We start from the raw sequence: 23,871 nt of genomic DNA on the forward strand, positions 1-23,871 counted from the left end.
ACCATGGCGTTTAATGGTGCTGTGCCCATCCTGAACAAAGACATGACCCTGTGCATCTCGCTCTCGGCCCGGCCGAGCAACAACGGGACCCGCTTCCACAACCACCTGTATGAACAGCTGGGCCTGAACTGGATCTACAAGGCCTTCGCCCCCACCGACCTCGCCCAGGCCATCGCCGGGGTGCGAGGCCTCGGCATCCGCGGCTGCGCGGTCTCAATGCCTTACAAGGAAGACGTCATAGCCCTGGTGGACGCCATGGACCCGTCGGCGAAAGCCATCGATTCGGTAAACACGATCGTCAACGACGGCGGCACGCTCACGGCCTATAACACCGACTACACGGCAATCGAGCAGCTGCTGGCGCGCAACGCCGTCCCCACGGATTACTCCGTGTGGCTGCTGGGCGCCGGCGGGATGGCGAAGGCCACCGCTGCGGCGCTGCGCGACGCCGGCTTCCGCAACGTCACCGTGGTCGCACGCAACGAGGAGGCCGGCCGGGCGCTGGCCGGGCTCTACGGGTTCGACTGGCGGGCCGACCTCGATCCGTCCGGCACTGCCGAGCTGCTGATCAACGTGACGCCGATCGGCATGGCGGGCGGCCCCGATGCGGAGGCGCTGCCCTTCCCGCAGGAGGCGATCGCCGCCGCGAAGGTGGTGTTCGACGTCGTCGCGCTGCCGGCCGAGACCCCGCTGGTGAAGGCCGCCCGCGCTGCGGGCAAGCAGGTGATCACCGGCGCCGAGGTCGCCACGATCCAGGCCCTGGAACAGTTTGTGCTCTACACCGGCATCCGGCCCAGCGACGAACAGGTCCGGGCCGCCGAGGAGTTTATGCGGGCCCAGTAGCCCCGGCCGCCGGGACCTGGACGGGCTCCACCGAAATGGCCACCCGCTCCTCGCCGATCCTGGTGAGGACCAGGGTGGCCGTTTTGGTGGCGGAATTCTTGGCGCTCCTGCCGCCCGGGAGCAGCTGTTTGCGCAGTTCCTCCGGGGTCACCGAGGTGCCGCGTTTCTTGATATCCAGGACACCGACGCCGTTGGCCTTGACCCAGGCCTTGAGCGCCTTGACGTTGAACGGCATCACCTCGAGGACTTTGTACGCGCGGGCGAAGGGCGTCTCGCGCAGTTCCGGCGCGCAGATGTAGGCGATGTGTTCATCTAGCAGATGCCCGCCGAGCTGGAGCGCGACGTCGGCGACCAGGCCGGCACGGATCACGGCGCCGTCCGGCTCGTAGAGGTAGCCCTCCACGGCCCCCACCGGGGCGGCCGGTCCGGCGTCGAACTCCTCCGAGCTGGTTAGCTCCGCGGCTCCCTGCGGCCCCAGGACCAGGGCGGCGCGGCGGATCCCGGGCCGGCGGACCGCGTTGAACCAGAGGGCCACCTCGGTAACGTCGCCGCCCACCGAGACCCACTGCGCCTCGCAGCCCGCGGGCACGGAGGCGTGCGGCATGCCCGGGCCCATCTTCACGCCGACGGCCCGGCCGGACGCGGCCAGGGACTCCACAAAGGACAGCGGCGGGGAGAAGTCCTCCGGGTCCCAGAGGCGCTTCGTTCCGGAGCTCGACGTAGTGCGGCGGGCCGGGTCGAGCCAGACGCCGTCGATCCCGTCGAGCGGAACGACGGCGGCATCGGCGTGGACCACGGTGGCGTTCCGGAACGGGATCAGGTTCATGGTGGCGCAGGCGGCCGTGGTTTCATCCAGTTCGACGGCGGTGACCGTGATGTCGAGGGAGGCCAGCGCCATCGCATCCGCCCCCAGCCCGCAGCCCAGGTCCGCCACGTGGGAAATCCCGGCGGCGGCGAACCGCTGCGCATGCCGTGCCGCGACGGCCAGCCGGGTGGCCTGCTCCAAGCCGGCCCGGGTGAAGATCATCTGCCGGGCGAATTCGCCGAACTTGGCCTCCGCCTTGGTCCGCAGCCGGGACTGCGTGAGTGCCGCCGAGACCAGTTCGGGGGAATGGCCGGCTTTCCGGAGCGAGGCGTTGAGCCGGAAGGCCTCCTCCTCGCGGTACGGGCCAAGGGACGCCAGCAGTTCCCAGCCCTCCGGATTCAGGAGCGGGGCGATCTGGTCCTGCGTAGTCTCAGCCATGCCATCAAGCGTAGTTCAGGCGCGGAACGCCCGGCACGACCGATAGGCTGGACGGCATGGACGACAGGGACACAGAGGACTTCGGCGCGGCGGGCACCCGGGAGCCGGGCGACGGGGAAAATCCGGGCCGGAGCGGCCTGGTCCGCTTCGCCCGGCCCGCGCTGATTGCGGGCAGTGTGGTGGCGGTCGTCTGCGTGGCGCTGCTGGTGATCATCTTCGCCCTCGACTCCTTCAACGCCACCGTGTATTCCGTTGGCGGCAAGGACGTCACGGACGCCACGGACGAGGCGCGGGCCATCCGCGAAACCTATGCCCCGGCCCGGGTGGGCGGCATCATCTTCCTGGTCCTCGGGACGCTGGCCGCCCTCGCTGGCGGCTTCGTCATGTACCGCGAACGGAACACCTCCGCGCAGGTCGACGAGGACGACGACGGCCAGGACTGGGACTACGAGGACCTCGCGGGGCAGTAGGCCGCTTTGGCCCGCTTGGCCCGGCGCAGGGTCGGCGCCGGCATGGAATGGGACGGACATGCCCATCCTTCGCCGCCAGCACGGGACATATTGCGTATATGCCCATCCGTGGCGGCCAGCACTGGGCATGTCCATCGCTCAGCACCAACAATGGTCACAAGCTCCGCGCCCGAGGCAACATGCCCGTCGTCCAAGCCGCCCGATGAGCATGTCCATAACCGCGTTCACCGACGACGAACTTTCTGGCACTCACCTTGACCGAGTGCTAACTCCTTACATAGAGTCGTCATTGGCACTCCCCCTAGGCGGGTGCTAACACCTGAAGCTTTACCGGCCTGGCTGCTGCCGGCACCGCGACGACGGTCTGTACGCCATGGCACCACAGCTTTAAAGTCCACGAATTTGCTGACGAAAAGGAGAGGTCCGAGTGTCGGTCTCTATTAAGCCTCTTGAGGATCGTATTGTTGTCCGCCCGCTCGAAGCCGAGCAGACCACGGCTTCCGGCCTGGTTATCCCGGACTCCGCACAGGAGAAGCCGCAGGAAGGCGAAGTTGTTGCAGTGGGCCCCGGCCGCTTTGACGACAACGGCAACCGCGTCCCCGTCGACGTCGCCGTCGGCGACGTTGTCATCTACTCCAAGTACGGCGGAACCGAAGTTAAGACCGGCGGCGTCGAGTACCTCGTGCTGTCCGCCCGCGACGTTCTGGCGATCGTCGTAAAGTAACTCTCTTGGACCCCCGCGCCGCCGATTCCTTCGCTTTGAACGGAACGGCTGCGCGGGGTTCTGTCTTGAAAGGACAAAACCATGGCAAAGCAGCTCGCGTTTAACGACGCTGCCCGCCGGTCGCTTGAAGCCGGCATCGATAAGCTCGCCAACACGGTCAAGGTGACGCTCGGCCCGCGCGGCCGCAACGTCGTGCTGGACAAGAAGTGGGGCGCCCCCACGATCACCAACGACGGCGTCACCATCGCCCGTGAAGTCGAACTGGACGACCCGTACGAAAACCTTGGCGCGCAGCTTGCCAAGGAGGTCGCCACCAAGACCAACGACGTCGCCGGCGACGGCACCACCACCGCCACCGTGCTCGCCCAGGCCCTAGTCAAGGAAGGCCTGCGCAACGTTGCCGCCGGCGCCGCCCCGGGACAGATCAAGCGCGGCATCGAGGTCTCGGTCGAGGCCGTCGCCGCCCGCCTGCTGGAGAACGCCCGCCCCGTCGAGGGCACCCAGGTGGCCAACGTGGCCGCCATCTCCGCGCAGAGTGACGAGGTCGGCGAGCTGCTGGCCGAGGCGTTCGGCAAGGTCGGCAAGGATGGTGTGATCACCATCGAGGAGTCCTCCACCACGCAGACCGAGCTGGTCCTCACCGAGGGCATGCAGTTCGACAAGGGCTACCTGTCCCCGTACTTCGTCACCGACGCCGAACGCCAGGAAGCCGTCCTCGAGGACGCCCTCATCCTGATCAACCAGGGCAAGATCTCCTCGGTCCAGGAATTCCTGCCGCTGCTGGAGAAGGCTCTGCAGAGCTCCAAGCCGCTGTTCATCATCGCCGAGGACGTCGACGGCGAGGCCCTCTCCACGCTGATCGTCAACCGCATCCGCGGCACCCTGAACGTCGTCGCCGTCAAGGCTCCCGGCTTCGGTGACCGCCGCAAGGCCATGCTGCAGGACATCGCGACCCTCACCGGCGCGCAGGTCGTCTCCCCGGAGCTGGGCCTGAGCCTGGACACCGTGGGCCTTGAGGTCCTCGGCACCGCCCGCCGCATCACCGTGACGAAGGACAACACCACCATCGTCGACGGCGCCGGTTCCGCCGAGGACGTCGCAGCCCGGGTCGCCCAGCTGCGCGCCGAGCTGACCCGCACCGATTCGGACTGGGACAAGGAAAAGCTGCAGGAGCGCCTGGCCAAGCTGGCCGGCGGCATCGGCGTGATCAAGGTCGGCGCAGCCACCGAGGTCGAGCTGAAGGAAAAGAAGCACCGCATCGAGGATGCCGTGTCCTCCACCCGCGCCGCCCTCGAAGAAGGCATCGTGGCCGGCGGCGGCTCCGCCCTCATCCACGCGCTCAAGGCGCTCGATGAGGACCCGGCCGTCCAGGCGCTCGACGGCGACGCGGCAGCTGCCGTGGGCATCGTCCGCCGCGCCCTGACCCAGCCGCTGCGCTGGATCGCCCAGAACGCCGGCTTCGACGGCTACGTCGTCGTCGCCAAGGTGTCCGAGTCCGCGGTCAACCAGGGCTTCAACGCCAAGACCGGCGAATACGAGGACCTGATCGCGGCCGGCGTCATCGACCCGGTCAAGGTCACCCGCGCGGCACTGCGCAACGCGGCCTCGATCGCCGCGCTGGTCCTCACCACCGAAACCCTTGTGGTGGAGAAGCCGGCCGAGGAAGACGAACACGCCGGGCACCAGCACTAAGGTTCCCGCGCACTAGTTCCCGTGCAACAAAAGGGACCGGACCAGCTCCAGCTGGTCCGGTCCTTCTTGTTATGGCAGGCCCCGACCGGCGCCTGTCAGCGCCGGTCACGTCACGTCAGCGCCCCTGCGCCTGCGCCTTCCGCCGCAGCCGCGCCGCGGCGTCGCGCGGCAGGCGTTTGGTGACCACCCGGTAGAACAGCAGCACCGCCACCGCCGACACGACGATCCCGACCAGATTCACCAGCAGCTGCAGCGCCGAGCCCGCCGCCTTCTGGTACTCGCCGAGCACCAGCGCCACCGCCACAAACCCGGCCGCCGGGACCGTGGTCACCGAAATGAACACGCCGATCAGGGCAGCAGACCGCCGGCCGATCACGGACAACATGCCGGCGGTGCCAGCCAATAGGGCCACAATCAAGGAGTACGGCCCCGGATGGTAAATGAACTCCACCGCCGAGCCGCGGTCAAGGGCATCGGCGGGAAAAAGACCAAGCGGGACGGAGAGCCACGCCGTGAACGCCGCCGCCAGCATGGCGACGGGGAACCCCACTCCGAGCGCCAGCGCCGCGCGGCGCCCCAGCCGCCACTGGCGCCGCACCAAGGCCACGGCCAGCGCGGCGAGCGGACCGAACTCGGGACCGACAGCCATGGCGCCCACAATCGCGATGGTCGAGTCGGTGACGATCCCGATCGCGGCGAGCTGGGTGGCCAGGACCAGGAACGCCAGGTAGCTCCACGTCAGCCGGGAGTCCTCCCCGGTCTGCCGGGACACCTCATCCCAGATCACGGCGTCCGCGCCCTCGCCGGGGGCAGCCGCCGCGGCCTCGTCCGCGCGGTCGGAGAGCAGCAACTCGGGCGTGGTCACCGAGATCGAGCCGACCTCCTGGACGTTGAGGGCGTGGAGCTTCTCGATCAGCGCCTCGACGGATTCCCGCGCGATGAAAACCAGGATCACATCTCCCGGCGGGAGCACCGAGGCGCCCGGGTGCAGCGCCACCTCCGCCACACCAGTCCCGTCCGAACAGCTGTCCACCACGGCACCGGTGAGCTGCTCCGGGACACAAATCCGTAACTGCACGATCACTCGCGGCCTCCTTCGACTCGTTACAGACTAGGGCCTGCTGCGTGGCCGGCGCCCGCAGGCAGACCTCCCGGCGATTGGCGCAGAAAATTACGGTTCAGTAACATTGATGTTTTTGGAAGTGTGCCTGAGGGGTCCCCAGTGTCGAACGAGCGAACCGTAGCCAGCCCGCCGCCCGCATCCGCGGGTTCGCCCGCGCGCCGCAAATCAGGCTACCGGCCCGAGGTGCAGGGCCTGCGTGCGCTTGCCGTCCTGATGGTGGTGACCTACCACGTGTGGCTGGGCCGGGTCTCCGGCGGCGTGGACATCTTCCTGCTCATCTCGGCCTTCCTGATGACCCTGAGCTTCGCCCGGAAGGTGGAGAGCGGGAAGCCGCTGCGCCTGCTGAGCCACTGGCTGCACCTGCTCAAGCGGCTGCTGCCGGCCGTCGTGGTGGTGGTCCTCGCCGTGCTGGTCGGGACCTGGGCCATCCTGCCGGCAAGCCGGTGGCCGGACATCCTCGACCAGGCCTGGGCGTCGCTGCTGTACCGGCAGAACTGGCTGCTTGCCGACACCGCCGTCGACTACTACGCCCAGGACCACTCGGGTGCCAGCCCGCTGCAGCACTTCTGGTCCCTATCCATCCAGGGGCAGGTCTTCCTGCTCTGGCCGCTGGTCTTCGCCGGCGCCGCCCTGCTTCACCGTGTGCTGCGCCGGGCACTGCGCCGGACGAAGCTGGATGACCGGCTGACGGACTACCGGCTGCTCCTGGCCCTGGCCTTCGGGACCATCTTTGCCGTGTCGCTGGCTTACTCGATCGACCAGACCGCCAGCAACCAGGCCTACGCGTACTTCGACACCCGGACCCGGCTGTGGGAGTTCGCCCTCGGCTCGCTGCTGGCCCTGGCGCTGCCGCACCTGAAACCGGGCAAGGCGCTGCGCGTGGTGCTGGGCTGGGCCGGCCTGGCCGCGATGCTTTCCTGCGGGCTGCTGCTGACCGTGGACCGATCCTTCCCCGGTTTCATCGCGCTGTGGCCCACGCTGGCTGCCACCGCCATCATCGTTGCCGGGCAGAGCGGCAGCCGCTTCGGCGTCGACCGTCTATTGACGTGGCGCCCGCTGGTGGCCCTGGGCGACAACTCCTACGCCCTCTACCTCTGGCACTGGCCGCTGCTGGTGCTGGCGCTGGCCGGCATGGGAATCACTGCGCCGGACCTGGTGCAGGGGCTCGCCATCGTCGCCGCCTCCGTGGCGCTGGCCGTGCTCACCACCCGCTACGTCGAGAAGCCGCTGCGCGACTGGCACTGGCCGCAGCGCCGCGCGTGGCGCACCGCCGTAGTCATCGCCGCCTGCGGTGCCCTGCTCGCCGGACCCGTCACCGTATGGCAGAGCCAGCTGATGGCCGATGAGGCCGCCGCCGCGGCCCAGCCCCGGGAGCTGACCCCCGGCGCCGCCGCGCTGGCGCCGGAGAACGCCGGCAAGCCGACTCCGGACGCCAAGATCATTCCCGGCCCCGCGGCCCTGAAGAACGAGTGGGCCGACATCGACGGGCTCTGCACGGACTCCAACGTGCCCACGGACCCGCTGCTGGCAGGCTGCCTGCAAAACAGCCGGCCGGACCCCGTGACGAAGAAGATTGTGGTGCTCGGCGACTCCCACGCCCAGCAGTACATGGCCGCCCTGGGCCCCATCGCCACGAGCCACGGCTGGGAAGTCGTGACCCTGCTCAAGGGCAACTGCCGTTTCGGCGGGGAATCGCCTGAGCGCGATGCGGACTGCAACGCCTTCAACAAGGCGAGCGCCCAATACGTGCTGGATCACACGCCGGACGCCGTGTTTACGGTCGCCTCGCTCACGCTCAAGGACGCCCCGTACGAAACCGAGGTGCCGCAGTACCTCGAGGGCATCAAGCCGTTCACCGACGCCGGGATGGAGGTGGTGGGCATCCGCGACAACCCGCGCTTCACCATGAACATGCCCGAATGCGTGCAGAAGAAGGGCGCCGACGCCGCAGCCTGCAACGTTCCGCTGCAGGAATCGCTGGCCGCCTCCTCGCCGCTGGACGCCTACCGGGGCAAGGTCGCCGGACTCCACCTCATGGACCTGAGCGACTTCATCTGCGCCAACGGCACCTGCCCCGCCGTCGTGGGGAACGTCTACGTCTACAAGGACGACAACCACCTCACGAAGACCTACGTCCAAAGCATGATCCCGATGTTCGAGCAGCGGCTGCTCGCCGCCACCGGCTGGACGTGACGCGCGCGGCGCGGCCCGGCATGCCGTTGCTCACATTCGCGGCCCGGAATATGGGGATCGGGCCCGAGGTTCTACTATTTACACAACACTTCTGCACAGGCCACGCCCGTAATGACGGGCTGGTCATCTGCTGCAACCCCTACCCGTGAACCCAGAAACCAAGGTAAGAGGCGCACTCATGACCCAGCCCGAACACGACCCTTTCGGCTTCGTTGGCCTGACCTACGACGACGTCCTGCTGCTGCCGGGACACACCAACGTCATCCCGTCCGAGGCTGACACCTCCTCGCGGATATCCAAGCGCATCACCGTGAACACCCCGCTGCTCTCCGCTGCGATGGACACCGTGACCGAGTCCCGGATGGCCATCGCCATGGCCCGCCAGGGCGGCCTCGGCGTGGTGCACCGTAACCTGTCGATCGCCGACCAGGCCGACCAGGTGGACCGGGTCAAGCGCAGCGAGTCCGGCATGATCACCAACCCGCTGACCATCGGCCCCGAAGCCACGCTCGCCGAGCTGGACGAGATCTGCTCGCACTACCGCGTCTCCGGCCTGCCGGTCGTGGACGAGGGGATGCGGCTGCTCGGCATCGTCACCAACCGCGACACCCGTTTTGTGCCGGAATCCGACTTCCCCATCCGGCTGGTCAGCGACGTCATGACCAAGATGCCGCTCGTCACCGGGCACGTGGGCATCAGCCGCGAGGAAGCCTCGCACAAGCTGGCCACCAACAAGATCGAGAAGCTCCCGCTGGTCGACGAGCAGGGCCGGCTCAAGGGCCTGATCACCACCAAGGACTTCACCAAGGCCGAGCAGTACCCGCTGGCCACCAAGGACGAGGAGGGCCGGCTGCGCGTCGGCGCCGCCATCGGCTTTTTCGGTGACGGCTGGGAGCGGGCCATGGCCCTGATCGACGCCGGCGTCGACGCCCTGTTCGTCGACACCGCCAACGGCCACTCGCAGGGTGTGCTGGACATGATCCGCCGGCTGAAGTCCGATCCGGTCGCCGCGCACGTGGACATCATCGGCGGCCAGGCCGCCACCCGCGAGGGTGCCCAGGCCCTGATCGACGCCGGTGCCGACGGCATCAAGGTGGGCGTGGGCCCGGGCTCCATCTGCACCACCCGCGTGGTGGCCGGCGTCGGCGTCCCGCAGATCACCGCCATCTACGAGTCCGCCAAGGCGGCCATCCCGGCCGGCGTGCCGCTGATCGCCGACGGCGGCCTGCAGTACTCCGGCGACATCGGCAAGGCCCTGGTGGCCGGCGCCGACACCGTGATGCTCGGTTCCCTGCTGGCCGGCTGCGACGAGTCCCCGGGGGACCTGATCTTCGTCAACGGCAAGCAGTTCAAGAGCTACCGGGGGATGGGCTCGCTCGGGGCCATGCAGACCCGCGGCAAGAACACCTCCTACTCCAAGGACCGCTACTTCCAGGCCGACGTCTCCGGCGATGACAAGCTCATCCCGGAAGGCATCGAGGGCCGGGTGGCCTACCGCGGCCCGCTGTCCTCGGTGGCGTACCAGCTGGTCGGCGGCCTCCGCCAGACCATGTTCTACACCGGCGCCCCGACCGTCGCCGAGCTCAAGGCCCGCGGCAAGTTCGTCCGGATCACCGCGGCCGGGCTCAAGGAATCCCACCCGCACGACATCCAGATGACCGTGGAGGCACCGAACTACGGTTCGCGCTAATCCCCACCCGCCCCCTAACCTCGCAAGCTCGGTCAGGGAACCCGGCGGGCGTGGGCCCACCCGCCGCCTCCCTGACCTTGCTTCGCTGCGGTCAGGGAACCCGGGCGCCGTGGGCCCACCCACCCGCTCCACCGTAAGTACCGCGACACGCAGGCCATGGGGATCTCTCCCCATGGCCTGCGTGTGTCTGTGCGCGGTAGCCTCGAGGGTGACCGGCGGCCGGGGGGATTCCCTGGCCCGCGGCCGTAGCCGACGACAACAGGGGGATTGCGCGTGGCGGATGGATTTCAGGGGGCGGATCCTGCCCAGCTCAGGTTGCTTGGCGTCCAAATGGGTTCGTCCGGCCGGCTGCTGCTGGCGCAGCTGAGTTCACTGGGAACCGGCGTCGCGCACACGCCCTGGCCAGGACCCGACGCCGAAAGGTTCCGGCAGGACTGGCAGTCCGGTCACAGCCGGGCGCTGCGCCAGGCCGCCGCTTTCCTGGCAGCAGCGGCGGAGGAACTGCTCCGCAATGCGGCGGAGCAGGAACAGGCAAGCCAGGGCGGCGGAGCCGGCGCGGCCGGAACGTCGGCCGTTGGACTTCCGGCGGCCGTGACGGTCCCTCAGCCTGCTGACCTCGGAGGTAAGACGCCGGCGCAGATCCGCGACTGGTGGGCGGGACTGACGGAGGGGCAGAGGACGGCCTTCATTGCCGATCACCCCGACGTGGCCGGCAACACCAACGGCATCCCGTTCGAGGACCGCATCAGCGCCAACGCCATCAATGCCCGGCACCGGCTCGATGCGCTGGGCCCAGACCCGGAACCCAAATTCAATCCGCTGATCATGGCCGCAGGATATCCGCTGATGTACGCGAAACAGCACGAGGCGTGGGAGAAGCGGCAGGCCTTGCAGAAGGTTGCCGGCGGTAAGGTCAACCTCGTGGCCTGCGCCCCGGAGCGCAGCGCGATCGTGGAAATGATCGGCGACTACAACGCCGACACCAAAACCGCTGTGACGTATGTGCCCGGAACCCTAACCAACGAGCAGTCGTTCTACGGCGGCGGCCCGCAAGCCGTAGCCCAAAGGCTGGTTGGTTTGGACCCGTCACAGGGCACCGTCGCCTTCGTTTACAAAGGAACCGAATTCCCCGACGGGCCGCCTCTGGAAGCCTTCGTCGGGGAAGCCAAAAGCGACGACTTCGTGGCCGCGACGGCTCCCGTACTCCGGGATTTCCAGGCCGCCGTCGAGCTGGAAAAACCCGCCGGAGCGCAGACCGTTGCTATCGGCCACAGCTGGGGTTTGCGGAACGTCACCGGGTCCGAGGTCGCCGGCGCCCACTACGACAAGGTCCTCGCCCTTTCCGGCGCCGCGATGCCGCCAGGCTGGACGCCCGACCCTGGCACGCAGTACTCCAGCTACACGTATCCCGACATCCTGTTGACCGCGGAGCGCAGGGGAGTCGTGGGAGACAACTACCCCATGAAGGAGCCCGCTTTTGAGAAGCACGTGTACGCCCCGCCGGGAGGCAGCGGATGGCAGGAGGCCTACAGCATTGACAACCACAGCCTCATCGCGACGACGGATCCGTTCAATGAACCGGCCTTGGAAGACATCCGAAAGGAGATCCGTGCGCGGTAAGGGGCGGTTGACCGACGGGACCCGTCTTTGGTGTGGGTTTCTTGCAGTTATTTTGTGCCTTGGCCTGTCCGCCTGCGGAACTGGATCCGCACCACAAGAGAGTCAGAAGATGAAACCCCTAACGTTGGAAACGGCCAAGTCCAAGCTCCTCGCAGTGCAGCACGAGATCATCGGGATGGTGCCAGCCGGTCTGGTCGTCTCCGTTTTCGAAAATGACACGTCCAGCCTGATGCCCTGCCGGGGCGATCAGAAGAAGTGGACGGGAGCCGGGCAGGTCGAGCTGCGGCCCGGCCTGGACCGGACGACGTTCCTGGACCAGGTCCGGAATTCCCTGTCCGGCCGGCCCGGCTGGTCCGCGACGGACGGCAAGGACCAGGACGGGAACCGCCGGGTGGATCTCCTTCACGACGACGGCACCCATCTCCTGGTGTCCTTCTGGGACGGTCCGGAGAGCCTTCAGATCGGCAGCTTCAGCGCCTGCTTCGACTTCCCAGAGTACGAATACGGCGAGAAGTACTAGCGGCCGGGCAGGCTCCAAACAGCATGCCCGTGCCGCGCGTCCCAACTAGGCTGGAGGCATGTCCGAACTCCTGCCCGCGCGCGAGCCCAAGCGGAAACTGGCGCTGAGGCCCTACGCCCGGGCCGTGGCGCAGGTGCTGCGGGTAAGCTTCCGGGCCTCGCCGGCCGCCGTCGTGATGAAAATCGTGGGCTCGCTGATCTCGGCGCTGCTGCCCCTCGTCACCACCTACTTCGCCGCACTCACCACGACGGCGCTCGCGGCCGCCTACACCGGGAACGCCGAGGCCGGGCGGCAGGCGATCGTGTATGTCATCATCACGGCCGCGCTCGGCCTGTTCTGGGGAGCGTTCAGCAGCGTGGACCGTTACATCCAGCAGCTTATGAGCTTCCGGGTCGGCGCGATCGTCGGGGACCTGATGTACGAGCGGTTCCTTGCCCTCGACTTCTGGCGCTACGACGACAAGGAGACGGTGGACCTCTACGACCGGGCGAAGCGCTTCTCCGATTCCTACGCCCGCGTCCTGGACCGGATCGCCGCCATCTTCACCCAGCTGGTCTCGGTGATCCTGGCGGTCGGCGCGCTGCTGCTGGTGAGCTGGTGGATCGCAGTGATTGTGCTGGTCGCGATCGTGCCCAGCGTCTACCTGCAGTTCAAACTCTCCCGCGAACAGATCGCGCACTGGAACACCCAGGTCGACTCGCGCCGGCAACGCAGGATGATCGAAACCAACCTGCTGCGGCCGCAGCACATCGCCGAGATGCGGCTTTACGGGATCGTCGGCTACCTGATGGGGCTGCGCTCCAGGCTCCGTGACGCGGACGAGAAGCGCCGGCTGGACTTCCAGAAACGCTACATCCCCAAACAGCTCGCCGCCGACGCCCTGCAGTACGGCGCCGAGGTGGTCTCGCTGATCTGGGTGGTGGGCCAGATCATCGCCCGGGCGCAGCCGGTGGGGCAGTTCCTCTACGTCCAGCAGATCGTCAGCCGCGCCCTGTCCACCGCCAACAGCCTGGTCTCCTCGCTTAGTTCCATCGACGAGGACCTCGCAAACCTGAAGGACTACGAGCTCTTTATGGCGCTGCCGGTCCACTCCGACCATGCCCCGCCCCTGCTCCAGGCGCCCCGGACCGTAAAACTGCGCGACATCCGCTTCACCTACACCGGCAGCGAGCTGGAGGTCATCAAGGGCATTTCGCTGACCATCCGCGAAGGCCAGCACATCGCTATCGTGGGGGAGAACGGCGCCGGCAAGTCCACCCTCATCCGGATCCTCGCCGGGCTCTACCGCCCGGATTCGGGGCAGGTGCTGCTCGACGGCGTCGACCTCGCCGCCGTCGACGTGAAGTCCTGGCACCGGCACCTTGCGGTGCTCAGCCAAGAATTCCTCAAATACGAGTTCGCCACCGCGGCGGAGAACATCTTCTTCGGCGACGTCGACGCGCCGCGGGACGACGCGCGGATCCGCCGTGCGGCCGCCGACGCCGAGGCCCTCGAGTTCATCAATAAACTGCCCAGCGGGCTGGACAACCACGTGAGCAACTGGATGGAGGATCCGCGCGGCCGGAAGGGCAGCGGCCTCTCGGGCGGACAATGGCAGCGCCTGGCCATGGCCCGGAACTTCTACCGCGACGCATCCTTTATGGTGATGGACGAGCCGACCTCGGCGATCGACGCGCTGGCCGAGCACCGGATCTTCACCCGGCTCTTCGCCGACTGCGGCAGCACCATCATCGCCATCAGCCACCGGCTCGCCACAATCGAGAAGGCGGACATCGTCTACATGCTGGAGGACGGCCGGATCGTGGAGCAGGGCACGCATAAGGAACTCGTGGGCCTGCGCGGCCGCTACTTCCGGATGTTCGAATCCCAGCTGGCCGTGGACGAGGCCTAGGAACCCGTCACGGTGGTGCGCACCCGGGCCAGGCTGGGGGCGGCGGGAACGCTGCTGAAACCGAAGGAGACCGCGGGCCGCACGGCGGCAAGCGCCCCGGCGTCGGTGCCGTCCCAGCTCACGCGGGCCGCCGTGATGTGGTGCAGGTCCGTCACGCCGTAGTACTCCCTTCGTCCGCCCCCGGCCGTGCCCGCGGTGCGGGCGCCCGGGCTGATTCGGGAAGCGAGCGGGCTGACGGCCCATAGCCACCGCGGGTGCACCGCCAGCGGACGCGGAACCAGGCGCACGACGCTGCCAAGACGGGTGCGCGCGCCGACGTCGGCCCGGACGCTGAGCGAACCGGCGTCGATGCCGAGCCGGGGTCCGTCATGCGACACCGCGAGATCCACAACGCGGGTCTCGTCAAAGTTGTAGACCGAGGCGATGAACGCGCCGATCTCGGCGGTCGGGGCCAGCAGAATCCGGCGGCCGGAGGGCAGTTCCACCATGGCATCGGCGAAAGGTCCGAAGGGGGAGCGCTGCCAGAGTCCCAGCACGGCGCGCAGCCCGGATTCCGTTCCCAGCCCGGCGATGTGGCCGTCGAAGCTCCACCCGTTACCCATGCCGCCAGCGTACCTGCCGCCGGACGCCTGTCCGCCTGCGGGCTGCCCGTGACCGTTCCCGGAAGCAACGGATGGGCATGCCCTTCCGTGGCCGCGGCCAATGGACATAACCCCACTATGTCCGTTCCCGGGCGCCAAGAATGGGCATGTCCTTCCGGGGAGGGAGGACATGCCCACTCTTGGCGGTGCTCAGCGGTGTTAGGAGGTGGTCACCGAGGTGTCGTCCACGAAGAAGTAGGTCTTCAGCGAGGAGTCCTCGACGCCGAGGAAGCGCAGCGTGACGCTCTTGCCCTTGAACGCTGACAGGTCCAGCGTCTTCAGGACATAGCCGGCGGACTTGTTCAGGTTCGAGTAGGTCGCCAGAGTCGTGGTGACGCCGCCGCTGATGGCCTGGACCTTCAGGGTGTCGTAGGCCGTCGCCGTGGTGGTCTCATCGGTCAGGGTTTTGAGGTAGAAGGACAGGGTGGAACCGGTCACGGAGGACGGGATGGAGATGGTCTGGTCCAGCGTGTACGAAGTGGCCTGGCCCCAGCCGTTCAGGCCCGCGAAGCCGGTGCCGGTCCGGGCGTTGGTTCCGGTCTCAAAGGTGTCCGCGTGGTCGGAGGTCCACGAGGCCGCGCCGCTTTCGAAGCCGGGGTTCAGCAGCAGGTTCCCCGACGGCGGCGGGGTGGTGCCGCCGAGCAGGGCCATCGTGGCGGTGGCGTCGGAGAGGCCGGCGCCGCAGCCCTTGGTGCAGCCGCCGGGCATTGCCCGGGTGCCCTGGCGGAGCGTGGACTCGACCTGGGCCGGGGTGAGGGCGGGGGACTTGGCCTTCATCAGGGCTACGAGGCCGGCCACGTGCGGGGTCGCCATCGAGGTGCCCTGGTAGCTGGCGTAGCCGGCGGCGCCCGGCGTCGTGGTTCCGGTGTTGAGGGTGGAGAGGATCCCGCCGCCGCTGACGCTCGTGTCGCCGCCGGGAGCCGTGAGATCCACGGTGGCGCCAAAGTTGGAGTAGTAGGAGAGGGTGCCGCTCGGGTTGCTCGCGGCCACGGTGACCACCGAGTTGCAGTTGGCGGGCCGGAAGCCGGAGGCGTCCTGGTTGCTGTTGCCGGCCGCCACCACCACGGTGGTGCCGCGGGAGACGGCGGCGTCGATGGCGGCCTGGTACGTGGTGCCGCAGGCGCCGGAGCCGCCCAGGCTCATGTTGATGACCTTGGCGGGGTTCGCGTTGGCGGGGACGCCGGAGACGGTGCCGCCGGAGGCCCAGATGATGGCGTCGGCAATGTCGGAGAGCGAACCGCCGCACTTGGCCAGCACACGGACCGGGAGGACCTTGGCGTTGGGCGCCACGCCGGCCACGCCGGTGGCGTTGCCGGTCACGGCGGCGATGGTGCCGGCCACGTGGGTGCCGTGCCAGGAGGAGTTGGAGGCCGCGGTCTGGCCGCATTCGCCGGCGGCGTACCAGTCGCCCTCGTCCTGGGGGTTGGCGTCCCGGCCGTTGCCGTCGCGGGCCGCCGTGGCGTCCGAGACGAAGTCGTAACCCGGCAGCACATTGGCGTCCAGGTCGGGGTGTGCCGTGATGCCGGTATCGATCACGGCGACCGTGGAGCCGGAGCCGGTGGAGACGTCCCAGGCGCCGGGGATGCGCATGCCGTTCGCCGCGGTGAAGTCCCACTGCTCGCTGTAGCGCGGGTCGTTCGGCGAGAGCACAGCGGTCATGCGGGCGTCGGGCTCGACGGCGTCGACCGCGCCGGAGGCGACGATCTCGTTCATAAAGTCCTTGGCGGCCTGGTCCGAGAGTGCCTTGTCGGAGGCGATCAGGGTGCCGCCAGTGGCGAGGGCGCGGAGCTCCTTCACCGTGACGCCCTGCTGCTTGGCTGCCTTGCCCCAGGCGTTCGCGCGGCCGTTCGGCGTGGCGTTCCCGGGGGTCTTCTTAAAGCTCACAATGAACTGTGTGTAGGCCTCGCCGGCGTTGACATCCGGCGCCGGGACATTCTCCGAGGCGACCGGTCCGGTGCCGGGGGCGGCGAGTACCGGGCTGACGGCCAGCGTCATGGTGCCGACAAGGGCGGCCAGCGACAGGGCCAGCACGCGGGACTTCCTGAGTGATGCACTTCCCATGGGTTCTGCTTTCTATCACCGGGCAGTGCGGACTGCCCGGAACGGGGTGGGGAGGCCGCCGGGGACAACCCCCGGCGGCCGAAGGCAAACGTAAAGGCATTTTCATGATTTGTAAACCGTTGACAAAACATGTCAAGTAGGTGTGGACTATCGATTATTTGGGACCCGGCCGGGCGTCTCCTGGCGGCCCCGGAGCGGCCTGCGGACGCGGTCCGGACGGTCCGTCCCGGGTCAAAGGCCGGGTCAAAGGCCGGCCCAACGGCCGGGTCAAGTAAAGTGGGGACGTGACTTACGAGATTGAGATTGGCCGTGGCAAGCGTGGGCGTCGTGCCTACTCCCTGGACGACATTGCGATCGTCCCCAACCGGCGCACCCGCGACCCCAAGGACGTGTCCGTCTCCTGGCAGATCGATGCCTACAAGTTCGACATGCCCGTCATCGCCGCGCCGATGGACTCCGCGATGTCCCCGGAGACGGTCATCGCGCTGGGACGGCTCGGCGGCCTCGGTGTCCTCGACCTGGAAGGCCTGTGGACCCGCTACGAGGATCCCCAGCCGGTGCTGGACCAGATTGCCGCCCTCGAGAACGAGACCAACAGCCCCGCCGTCACGCGCCGGATGCAGGAGCTGTACCAGGCCCCGATCCAGCCCGAACTGATCACCTCGAGGCTGGCCGAGATCCGTGCCGCGGGCGTCACCGTCGCCGGCTCGCTGACCCCGCAGCGCACCCAGGAGCACTACAAGACCGTGGTGGCTGCCGGCGTCGACATCTTCGTCATCCGCGGCACCACCGTCTCGGCCGAACATGTCTCCAAGGATCACGAGCCGCTGAACCTCAAGCAGTTCATCTACGAACTCGACGTCCCGGTGATCGTCGGCGGAGCGGCCGGTTACACCCCGGCCCTGCACTTGATGCGCACCGGCGCCGCGGGCGTCCTGGTCGGTTTCGGCGGGGGAGCCACCACCACCACCCGCCGCGCCCTGGGCATCCACTCGCCGATGGCGTCCGCCATCTCCGACGTCGCGGCCGCCCGCCGGGACTACATGGACGAATCCGGCGGGCGCTACGTGCACGTGATCGCCGACGGCGGCATGGGAACCTCGGGCGACATCGTCAAGGCCATCGCCATGGGCGCCGACGCCGTCATGCTCGGCAGCGCCCTGGCCCGCGCCGAGGAAGCCCCCGGCAAGGGCTGGCACTGGGGCCAGGAGGCCCACCACCTCGAACTGCCCCGCGGCGACAGGGTCAATGTCGGCACCGTCGGGCCGCTGGAGGAGGTCCTGTTCGGCCCGGGCCACCACACCAACGGCACCTCGAACCTGATCGGCGCGCTGCGCCGCTCGATGGCGACCACCGGCTACTCGGACCTGAAGGAATTCCAGCGCGTCGACGTCGTCGTCTCGCCCTACGCCGGGAACTGAGCCCCGCGCGGGGCCCGGCAAAGCCCTGCCCATCCGGAGAACTTGGAAGTAGTGTGGTGCACTACGAGGTTTGATCCGGACGGAGGCGTGAGATGAACAGTTTTCCCGGTGGTGCTCCCTTGGCCGGCGGTGCTCTTGGACCCGCGGAACGCGAAGCGTCCCTGGCGGCGCTCAGGGCCAGCACCGAGCCCGGCAAGGAACTCGACATCCTGATCGTCGGCGGCGGCATTGTCGGCGCCGGAGCCGCGCTGGACGCCGTGACCCGCGGCCTGAGCGTTGGCATCGTCGAGGCCAACGACTGGGCGGCCGGCACTTCGTCGCGGTCCTCGAAGCTCATCCACGGCGGCCTGCGCTACCTGGAGATGCTCGACTTCGCCCTCGTCAAGGAGGCCCTGCACGAGCGCGGACTGATCCTCTCCGTCCTCGCCCCGCACCTGGCCCGGCCGGTGCCGTTCCTCTACCCGCTCACCAAGCGCTTTGTGGAACGGCCGTACGTCGGATCCGGGATCGCCCTCTACGACGCCATGTCCATCACCGGCGGCCACAGCCGCGGCGTCCCGTTCCATAAACACCTGAGCCGGCGCGGCACGCTGCGCGCCGCGCCGAGCCTCAAGGATGACGCCTTTGTCGGGTCCATCCGCTACTACGACGGCCAGGTCGACGACGCCAAGTACGTCGCCAACCTCGTCCGGACGGCGGCCTACTACGGCGCCCACGCGGTGAACCAGATGGCCGTAGTCGACTTCCTGCGCGAGGGCGAACGGGTGGTCGGGGCCAAGGTCGTCAACCACGAGGACGGCTCAAGCTTCAACATCCGGGCCAAGCAGGTCATCAACGCCACCGGGGTCTGGACCGACGAGACCCAGGCCATGGTCACGGACCGCGGCCAGCTCAAGGTGCGGGCTTCGAAGGGCATCCACCTGGTGGTGCCGCGGGACCGCTTCCAGTCCACGGTGGGCCTGATCCTGCGGACCGAGAAGTCGGTGCTGTTCGTCATCCCGTGGGGGCGGCACTGGATCATCGGCACCACCGACACCGACTGGCACCTGGACAAGGCCCACCCCGCGGCGTCCAGCAAGGACATCGACTACATCCTCGAACACGTCAACAAGGTCCTCAAACGGCCGCTGACCCGCGAAGATGTCGAGGGTGTCTACGCCGGCCTCCGCCCGCTGCTGGCCGGTGAGAACGACTCCACGGCAAAACTGTCCCGCGAGCACGTGGTGGCCCACCCGGTTCCGGGCCTCGTCGTCGTGGCCGGCGGCAAATGGACCACCTACCGGGTCATGGCCAAGGACGCCGTCGACGAGGCGACCCGCAGCATGGACGAACGCGTCCCGCCGTCGTGCACGGAATCCATCCCGCTGCTCGGCGCCAGCGGATTCAAGGCCGCCTGGAACAAACGCAACCGGATGGCGGAGGAAACCGGCGTCCACGTCGCGCGGATCGAGCACCTGCTGAACCGCTACGGGTCGATGGCCCCGGAGGTGCTGGCCCTGATCGGGGAAAACCACGAACTGGCCGAGCCGCTGCCGGGCGCCGACGACTACCTGGCGGCCGAGGCCGTGTACGCGGCCAAGTTCGAGGGCGCCCGCCACGTCCAGGACGTGCTGACCCGCCGGACCCGGATTTCGATCGAGGCCTGGGACCGCGGTGTGTCCGCCGCCCCGGTAGTCGCTAAACTGATCGGTGAGGTTCTCGGCTGGAGCGACGCGCAGCGCGAGAGCGAAATCAAGCATTACCTGGCCCGGGTCGACGCCGAACGACTCAGCCAGGAGCAGCCGGACGACGAATCCGCCGACGCCGCACGGATGGGCGTGGAGGACATCGTCCCGCTGCGCTGACCGGGGCGCCCCGGCGCACCACCCGTCGGCGTGCACCGACGCCACATCGAAGGGACACCTCTTGGCGGAACAACTGGACCGGTACGACGCCGACCTCACCACGCCGCAGATGGTGATCCTGGAGCTGGACGCGAAGGACAAGTTCGACGCCGCGGCCCAGCTCGCGCAGCGGATGTACGACGCCGGACGGATCTCGGACCTCGAGGGATTCCTCGGCCACGTCAACGCCCGCGAGCACCAGCTGGCCACCGGGCTGCCCGGCGGTGTGGGCCTGCCCCACGCCCGCAGCGAATTCGTCTCGCGAATCTCGATTGCGGTCGGCATCACCAAGTACGGCAAGGCGCTGGACTTCGGCGCGGCGGACGGCCCGGCCACCGTGGTCCTGCTGATCGCGACGCCGGCCAGTTCCTTCTCGGACCACCTGGAAGTCCTCGCCACCATGGCACGGTCGCTCTCGAAGGAGTCTTTCCGGGAGTCCCTCCGCCGTGCCTACGACCCCGAGGTGATCTCCGAACTGATCAACTCGTCCCTGGTGTTCTTCGACCACTGAGATTGGGGCAGGCCATTTCGTGTCGACTCCGTCGCCACGCAGGGACCCTGCTGCCCCACTCTAGGCCCAGCCCTAGCGCCCGTTTCGTTGTTCTACACGGGGACGAAGTACGGTTAAGGGGTGCTGAAAACCGCCCTCAAACCCCGCTGGATCGCAGGCCTGGTGTTTGCGATCGTCATTTCGGGGGTCTTTGTGCTGCTGAGCCAGTGGCAGTTCGGCCGCTCCACGCGGCCCGAGGCACCGGTTTCCACCGGGACCGAGGAGGCCCGCCCGCTGACCGCGGTCCTGAAACCCGGGCAGTTCTTCCCCGGCTCTGTGGCCGACCAGGTGGTCACCGCCACCGGCAGCTACGATCCGCAGAAACAGGTCCTGGTCCCGGGCCGGATCCACGACGGCGCCAAGGGATTCTGGATCGTTTCAGCCTTCGCCGTGCAAGACGCCCCGGCCCTCTCCGGGGCCGGGGCGTCGCCGCAGACCTGGATCCCGGTGGCGCGCGGCTGGGTCGCCGACCCCGCGGACGCCGCCGCGCCGCCGTCGGGCCCCATTGAACTCACCGGCCGGCTGATCCCGTCCGAAGCGCCGCTTCCCAACACCGACGCCGGACCCGGCCGCGCCAGCGCCGTCTCCGTCGCCGAACTCATCAACCTATGGGATGTCACCAGCTACCCCGGCTTCGTTGCCGCCAGCGCCGAACGCTCCGCCGGCGCCGATGTGGCAGCCTCCGGCGAAGTCAAGCCGCTGGCGATCGGCCCGCAGCCGCCCGCCCAGAAGGTCAACTGGCTCAATCTCTTCTACGCCGCCGAATGGGTGGTCTTCGCCGGCTTCGCGCTCTTCATCTGGTGGCGCCTGGTCAAGGACGACTACCGCCGCGGCCTCGAGGACGCCCAGGATGAAGAAGCCGCCCGGCTCGCCGCTGCGGGCGGGCCCCGCGACCCCGATTCCTCCGACACCAACCCGCATCCCACCAAACCGAGAGTGCAACCATGATCGAGCCCAAGCCGGCCATCGCGCCGCAGCAGCCCAACGGAACGGGAACCCCCGGCGGCAAGAAGCGCCGCTTCGGCGGGACCGAGGCGCAGATCCGCTCAGCCCTGAAGTTCTACAAGGTCCTCGCCTACCTGACGGGCTCCATGCTGCTGCTGCTCTGCGCGGAATTGATCGCCCGCTACGCCTTCGGCCAGTACCTCTTCGCCGGCGGCACCAACGCCGTCAACGGCCAGCCGTTCGGTTTCGGATTCGCCGACGCCGAGCCGGCCGGCGTCATCGGCGGAGTGAACCTATCCGTCGCGGTGCTGATCGTGCACGGCTGGATGTACGTCGTGTACCTGATGTCCAACTTCCGGCTCTGGTCGCTCATGCGCTGGCCCTTCGTCAAGCTCATCATCCTGGCCCTCGGCGGCGTCGTGCCGTTCCTGTCCTTCTTTGTGGAGAAGAAGTTCCACGCCGAGGTGGAGGCCGAACTTGCCGCTAACCCGCAGGCGCCGCAGCGCTACTGAGCCGGCCCGGATAAAGCCCCGCCCCGCGGTGCTGTGAGTTCGCTTACCCGCAGCTTCTCAAGGTGCGGGGGACCGGGGGCGCAACGTAGGCTAGGACGGTGACCACTCCCACTGCATCCCAGACGTCCCACAGGCCGGTGCTGGTTGTTGACTACGGTGCCCAGTACGCGCAGCTGATTGCCCGCCGCGTCCGGGAAGCGAATGTGTATTCGGAAGTCGTTCCGCATACCTACAGCACCGAGCAGCTGCTGGCCAAGAACCCCGCCGCCATCATCCTCTCCGGCGGCCCCGCCAGCGTCTACGCCGAAGGCGCCCCGAGCGTCGGCGCCGACCTGTTCGAGGCCGGCGTCCCGGTGTTCGGCATCTGCTACGGCTTCCAGGCCATGGCCAACGCCCTGGGCGGCAAAGTGGCCCGGACCGGACTGCGGGAATACGGCTCCACGGAAACCACCGTGCTCGGCGAGGGCCGCTCCATCCTGGCGGGCATGCCCCAGCACCAGAGCACCTGGATGAGCCACGGCGACTCCGTCCACGAGGCCCCGGAGGGCTTTGAGGTGCTCGCGACGACGGCCGGCGCCGACGTGGCCGCCTTCGCCAACGAGGAGAAGTGCCTCTACGGCGTGCAGTGGCACCCCGAGGTGAAGCACTCGGCCTACGGCCAGCAGGTGCTGGAGAACTTCCTCTTCAAGGGCGCCAAGCTGGAACCGAACTGGACCACGGGCAACATCCTCGACGAACAGGTCGAGCGGATCCGCGAGCAGATCGGTGACGCCCGGGTGATCTGCGGGCTCTCCGGCGGCGTCGACTCCGCCGTGGCCGCGGCCCTCGTCCAGCGCGCCGTCGGCGACCAGCTGACCTGTGTCTTCGTGGACCACGGGCTGCTGCGCGAGGGCGAAGCCGAGCAGGTCGAGCGGGACTTCGTGGCGGCCACCGGCGTCAAGCTTTACGTCGCCAACGAGCAGGAGCGCTTCCAGGCGGCCCTCGCCGGCGTCAGCGACCCCGAGACCAAGCGCAAGATCATCGGCCGCGAGTTCATCCGCGCGTTCGAGGAAGCCGAGCTGGCCATCATCGCCGAGGCCGCTGCGCACGGCGAGAAGATCAAGTTCCTCGTCCAGGGCACCCTGTACCCGGACGTTGTCGAATCCGGCGGCGGCGAGGGCGCAGCGAACATCAAGAGCCACCACAACGTGGGCGGCCTCCCGGAAGACCTGCAGTTCGAACTCGTCGAGCCGCTGCGCGCGCTGTTCAAGGACGAGGTCCGGGCCGTCGGCGCGCAGCTTGGCCTGCCGCAGGAAATCGTCGGACGCCAGCCCTTCCCGGGTCCGGGCCTCGGCATCCGGATCGTCGGCGAAGTGACCAAGGAACGGCTGGACCTGCTCCGCAAGGCCGACGCGATCGCGCGCGCCGAGCTGACCGCCGCCGGCCTCGACAACGAGGTCTGGCAGATGCCGGTCGTGCTGCTCGCGGACGTCCGCAGCGTCGGCGTGATGGGCGACGGCCGCACCTACGGCCACCCGATCGTGCTGCGCCCGGTGTCCTCCGAGGACGCCATGACGGCCGACTGGTCGCGGCTGCCCTACGACCTCCTGGCCCGGATCTCCAACCGGATCACCAACGAGGTGGAGGGCGTCAACCGCGTGGTGCTGGACGTGACCAGCAAGCCGCCGGGAACCATCGAGTGGGAATAGCAGTGTGAATGGCCGGCCCCGTGAGGGGCCGGCCATTGTGCTTTTGCGGCCCGTCGCGCCGAAGCGACTTGCCCCACGAATTTGACCCGCGCCAGTGTTGCGCCCCGGCACTGACGCCTGATTCGGGCTACCCTCGAAAGCATGCCGGTATGGTCCAGGGC

19 protein-coding genes are annotated in these 23,871 nt (G+C 68.3%); 15 read left to right on the forward strand and 4 right to left on the reverse strand.

Annotated features, from left to right (window positions below; all coding sequences use genetic code 11):
• Nucleotides 1–42: 42 nt before the first annotated feature.
• A complete protein-coding gene (locus AC6I9V_RS12575) occupies nt 43–843 on the forward strand; it encodes a shikimate 5-dehydrogenase (RefSeq protein ID WP_497900311.1) in 801 nt (266 codons plus the stop codon).
• Here the strand turns inward: AC6I9V_RS12575 and AC6I9V_RS12580 are convergent.
• A complete protein-coding gene (locus AC6I9V_RS12580; RefSeq protein ID WP_497899661.1) occupies nt 827–2,086 on the reverse strand; it encodes a THUMP-like domain-containing protein in 1,260 nt (419 codons plus the stop codon). The two genes, AC6I9V_RS12575 and AC6I9V_RS12580, sit on opposite strands and share 17 nt — an antisense overlap.
• 56 nt (nt 2,087–2,142) lie before the next feature.
• Between AC6I9V_RS12580 and AC6I9V_RS12585 the strand changes: the two genes are divergently transcribed.
• From AC6I9V_RS12585 to groL, 3 genes are all read left to right on the forward strand, one after another.
• Nucleotides 2,143–2,556, forward strand: a complete 414-nt coding sequence (locus tag AC6I9V_RS12585; protein ID WP_497899662.1) for a hypothetical protein — start codon at nt 2,143–2,145, stop codon at nt 2,554–2,556.
• A gap of 427 nt (nt 2,557–2,983) precedes the next feature.
• Nucleotides 2,984–3,280 carry a co-chaperone GroES gene (gene groES / locus AC6I9V_RS12590; protein ID WP_056737866.1) on the forward strand — a complete coding sequence of 99 codons (297 nt, stop codon included), beginning with the start codon at nt 2,984–2,986 and terminating at the stop codon, nt 3,278–3,280.
• Between the two features lie 81 nt (nt 3,281–3,361).
• Entirely contained in the window at nt 3,362–4,972 is a 1,611-nt protein-coding gene (gene groL / locus AC6I9V_RS12595) for a chaperonin GroEL (protein WP_349412964.1), read from the forward strand.
• Between the two features lie 115 nt (nt 4,973–5,087).
• Here the strand turns inward: groL and AC6I9V_RS12600 are convergent, their stop codons facing one another.
• Nucleotides 5,088–6,056: a DUF389 domain-containing protein gene (locus AC6I9V_RS12600; protein ID WP_497899663.1), complete on the reverse strand. Its 969-nt coding sequence runs from the start codon at nt 6,054–6,056 to the stop codon at nt 5,088–5,090.
• Nucleotides 6,057–6,194: 138 nt separating this feature from the next.
• On the opposite strand from AC6I9V_RS12600, the gene AC6I9V_RS12605 reads away from it, so the two are divergent.
• From AC6I9V_RS12605 to AC6I9V_RS12625, 5 genes are all read left to right on the forward strand, one after another.
• Complete coding sequence (locus tag AC6I9V_RS12605; protein ID WP_497899664.1) at nt 6,195–8,288, forward strand: acyltransferase family protein; 2,094 nt, start codon at nt 6,195–6,197, stop codon at nt 8,286–8,288.
• 178 nt (nt 8,289–8,466) lie between these two features.
• On the forward strand, nt 8,467–9,978 hold the full coding sequence (gene guaB, locus AC6I9V_RS12610) for an IMP dehydrogenase (protein ID WP_349412962.1): 1,512 nt from the start codon (nt 8,467–8,469) through the stop codon (nt 9,976–9,978).
• A gap of 330 nt (nt 9,979–10,308) precedes the next feature.
• Nucleotides 10,309–11,598 (forward strand): hypothetical protein, encoded by a 1,290-nt coding sequence (locus AC6I9V_RS12615; RefSeq protein ID WP_497899665.1) that lies wholly within the window; start codon nt 10,309–10,311, stop codon nt 11,596–11,598.
• 109 nt (nt 11,599–11,707) lie between these two features.
• Nucleotides 11,708–12,118, forward strand: a complete 411-nt coding sequence (locus tag AC6I9V_RS12620; protein ID WP_497899666.1) for a hypothetical protein — start codon at nt 11,708–11,710, stop codon at nt 12,116–12,118.
• Nucleotides 12,119–12,176: 58 nt separating this feature from the next.
• On the forward strand, nt 12,177–14,009 hold the full coding sequence (locus tag AC6I9V_RS12625) for an ABC transporter ATP-binding protein (RefSeq protein ID WP_497899667.1): 1,833 nt from the start codon (nt 12,177–12,179) through the stop codon (nt 14,007–14,009).
• Here AC6I9V_RS12625 and AC6I9V_RS12630 read toward each other — a convergent pair.
• Together AC6I9V_RS12630 and AC6I9V_RS12635 are read right to left on the reverse strand one after the other, a co-directional pair.
• Nucleotides 14,006–14,611 carry a hypothetical protein gene (locus AC6I9V_RS12630; protein WP_497899668.1) on the reverse strand — a complete coding sequence of 202 codons (606 nt, stop codon included), beginning with the start codon at nt 14,609–14,611 and terminating at the stop codon, nt 14,006–14,008. The genes AC6I9V_RS12625 and AC6I9V_RS12630 overlap by 4 nt on opposite strands.
• A gap of 198 nt (nt 14,612–14,809) precedes the next feature.
• The gene (locus AC6I9V_RS12635; protein WP_497899669.1) at nt 14,810–16,711 is read right to left on the reverse strand and encodes a S8 family peptidase; all 1,902 of its coding nucleotides are present in this window, start codon (nt 16,709–16,711) and stop codon (nt 14,810–14,812) included.
• A gap of 284 nt (nt 16,712–16,995) precedes the next feature.
• Here AC6I9V_RS12635 and AC6I9V_RS12640 point away from each other — a divergent pair, with 284 nt between their 5' ends.
• From AC6I9V_RS12640 to guaA, 6 genes are all read left to right on the forward strand, one after another.
• The gene (locus AC6I9V_RS12640; protein WP_349412958.1) at nt 16,996–18,132 is read left to right on the forward strand and encodes a GuaB3 family IMP dehydrogenase-related protein; all 1,137 of its coding nucleotides are present in this window, start codon (nt 16,996–16,998) and stop codon (nt 18,130–18,132) included.
• Nucleotides 18,133–18,224: 92 nt separating this feature from the next.
• Nucleotides 18,225–19,976, forward strand: coding sequence for a glycerol-3-phosphate dehydrogenase/oxidase (locus AC6I9V_RS12645; protein ID WP_497899670.1), 1,752 nt, complete (start codon nt 18,225–18,227; stop codon nt 19,974–19,976).
• Between the two features lie 61 nt (nt 19,977–20,037).
• Nucleotides 20,038–20,526: a PTS sugar transporter subunit IIA gene (locus AC6I9V_RS12650; RefSeq protein ID WP_349412956.1), complete on the forward strand. Its 489-nt coding sequence runs from the start codon at nt 20,038–20,040 to the stop codon at nt 20,524–20,526.
• A 120-nt stretch (nt 20,527–20,646) separates the two neighbouring features.
• Entirely contained in the window at nt 20,647–21,513 is an 867-nt protein-coding gene (locus AC6I9V_RS12655) for an SURF1 family protein (protein ID WP_497899671.1), read from the forward strand.
• Nucleotides 21,510–22,022 carry a DUF3817 domain-containing protein gene (locus AC6I9V_RS12660; protein ID WP_497899672.1) on the forward strand — a complete coding sequence of 171 codons (513 nt, stop codon included), beginning with the start codon at nt 21,510–21,512 and terminating at the stop codon, nt 22,020–22,022. Before AC6I9V_RS12655 ends, AC6I9V_RS12660 begins: the two co-directional genes overlap by 4 nt.
• Before the next feature lie 98 nt (nt 22,023–22,120).
• Nucleotides 22,121–23,710, forward strand: coding sequence for a glutamine-hydrolyzing GMP synthase (gene guaA, locus AC6I9V_RS12665; protein WP_349412953.1), 1,590 nt, complete (start codon nt 22,121–22,123; stop codon nt 23,708–23,710).
• Nucleotides 23,711–23,871 lie beyond the last annotated feature (161 nt).

The organism is Arthrobacter sp. SlRoot2-15, assembly GCF_059739345.1.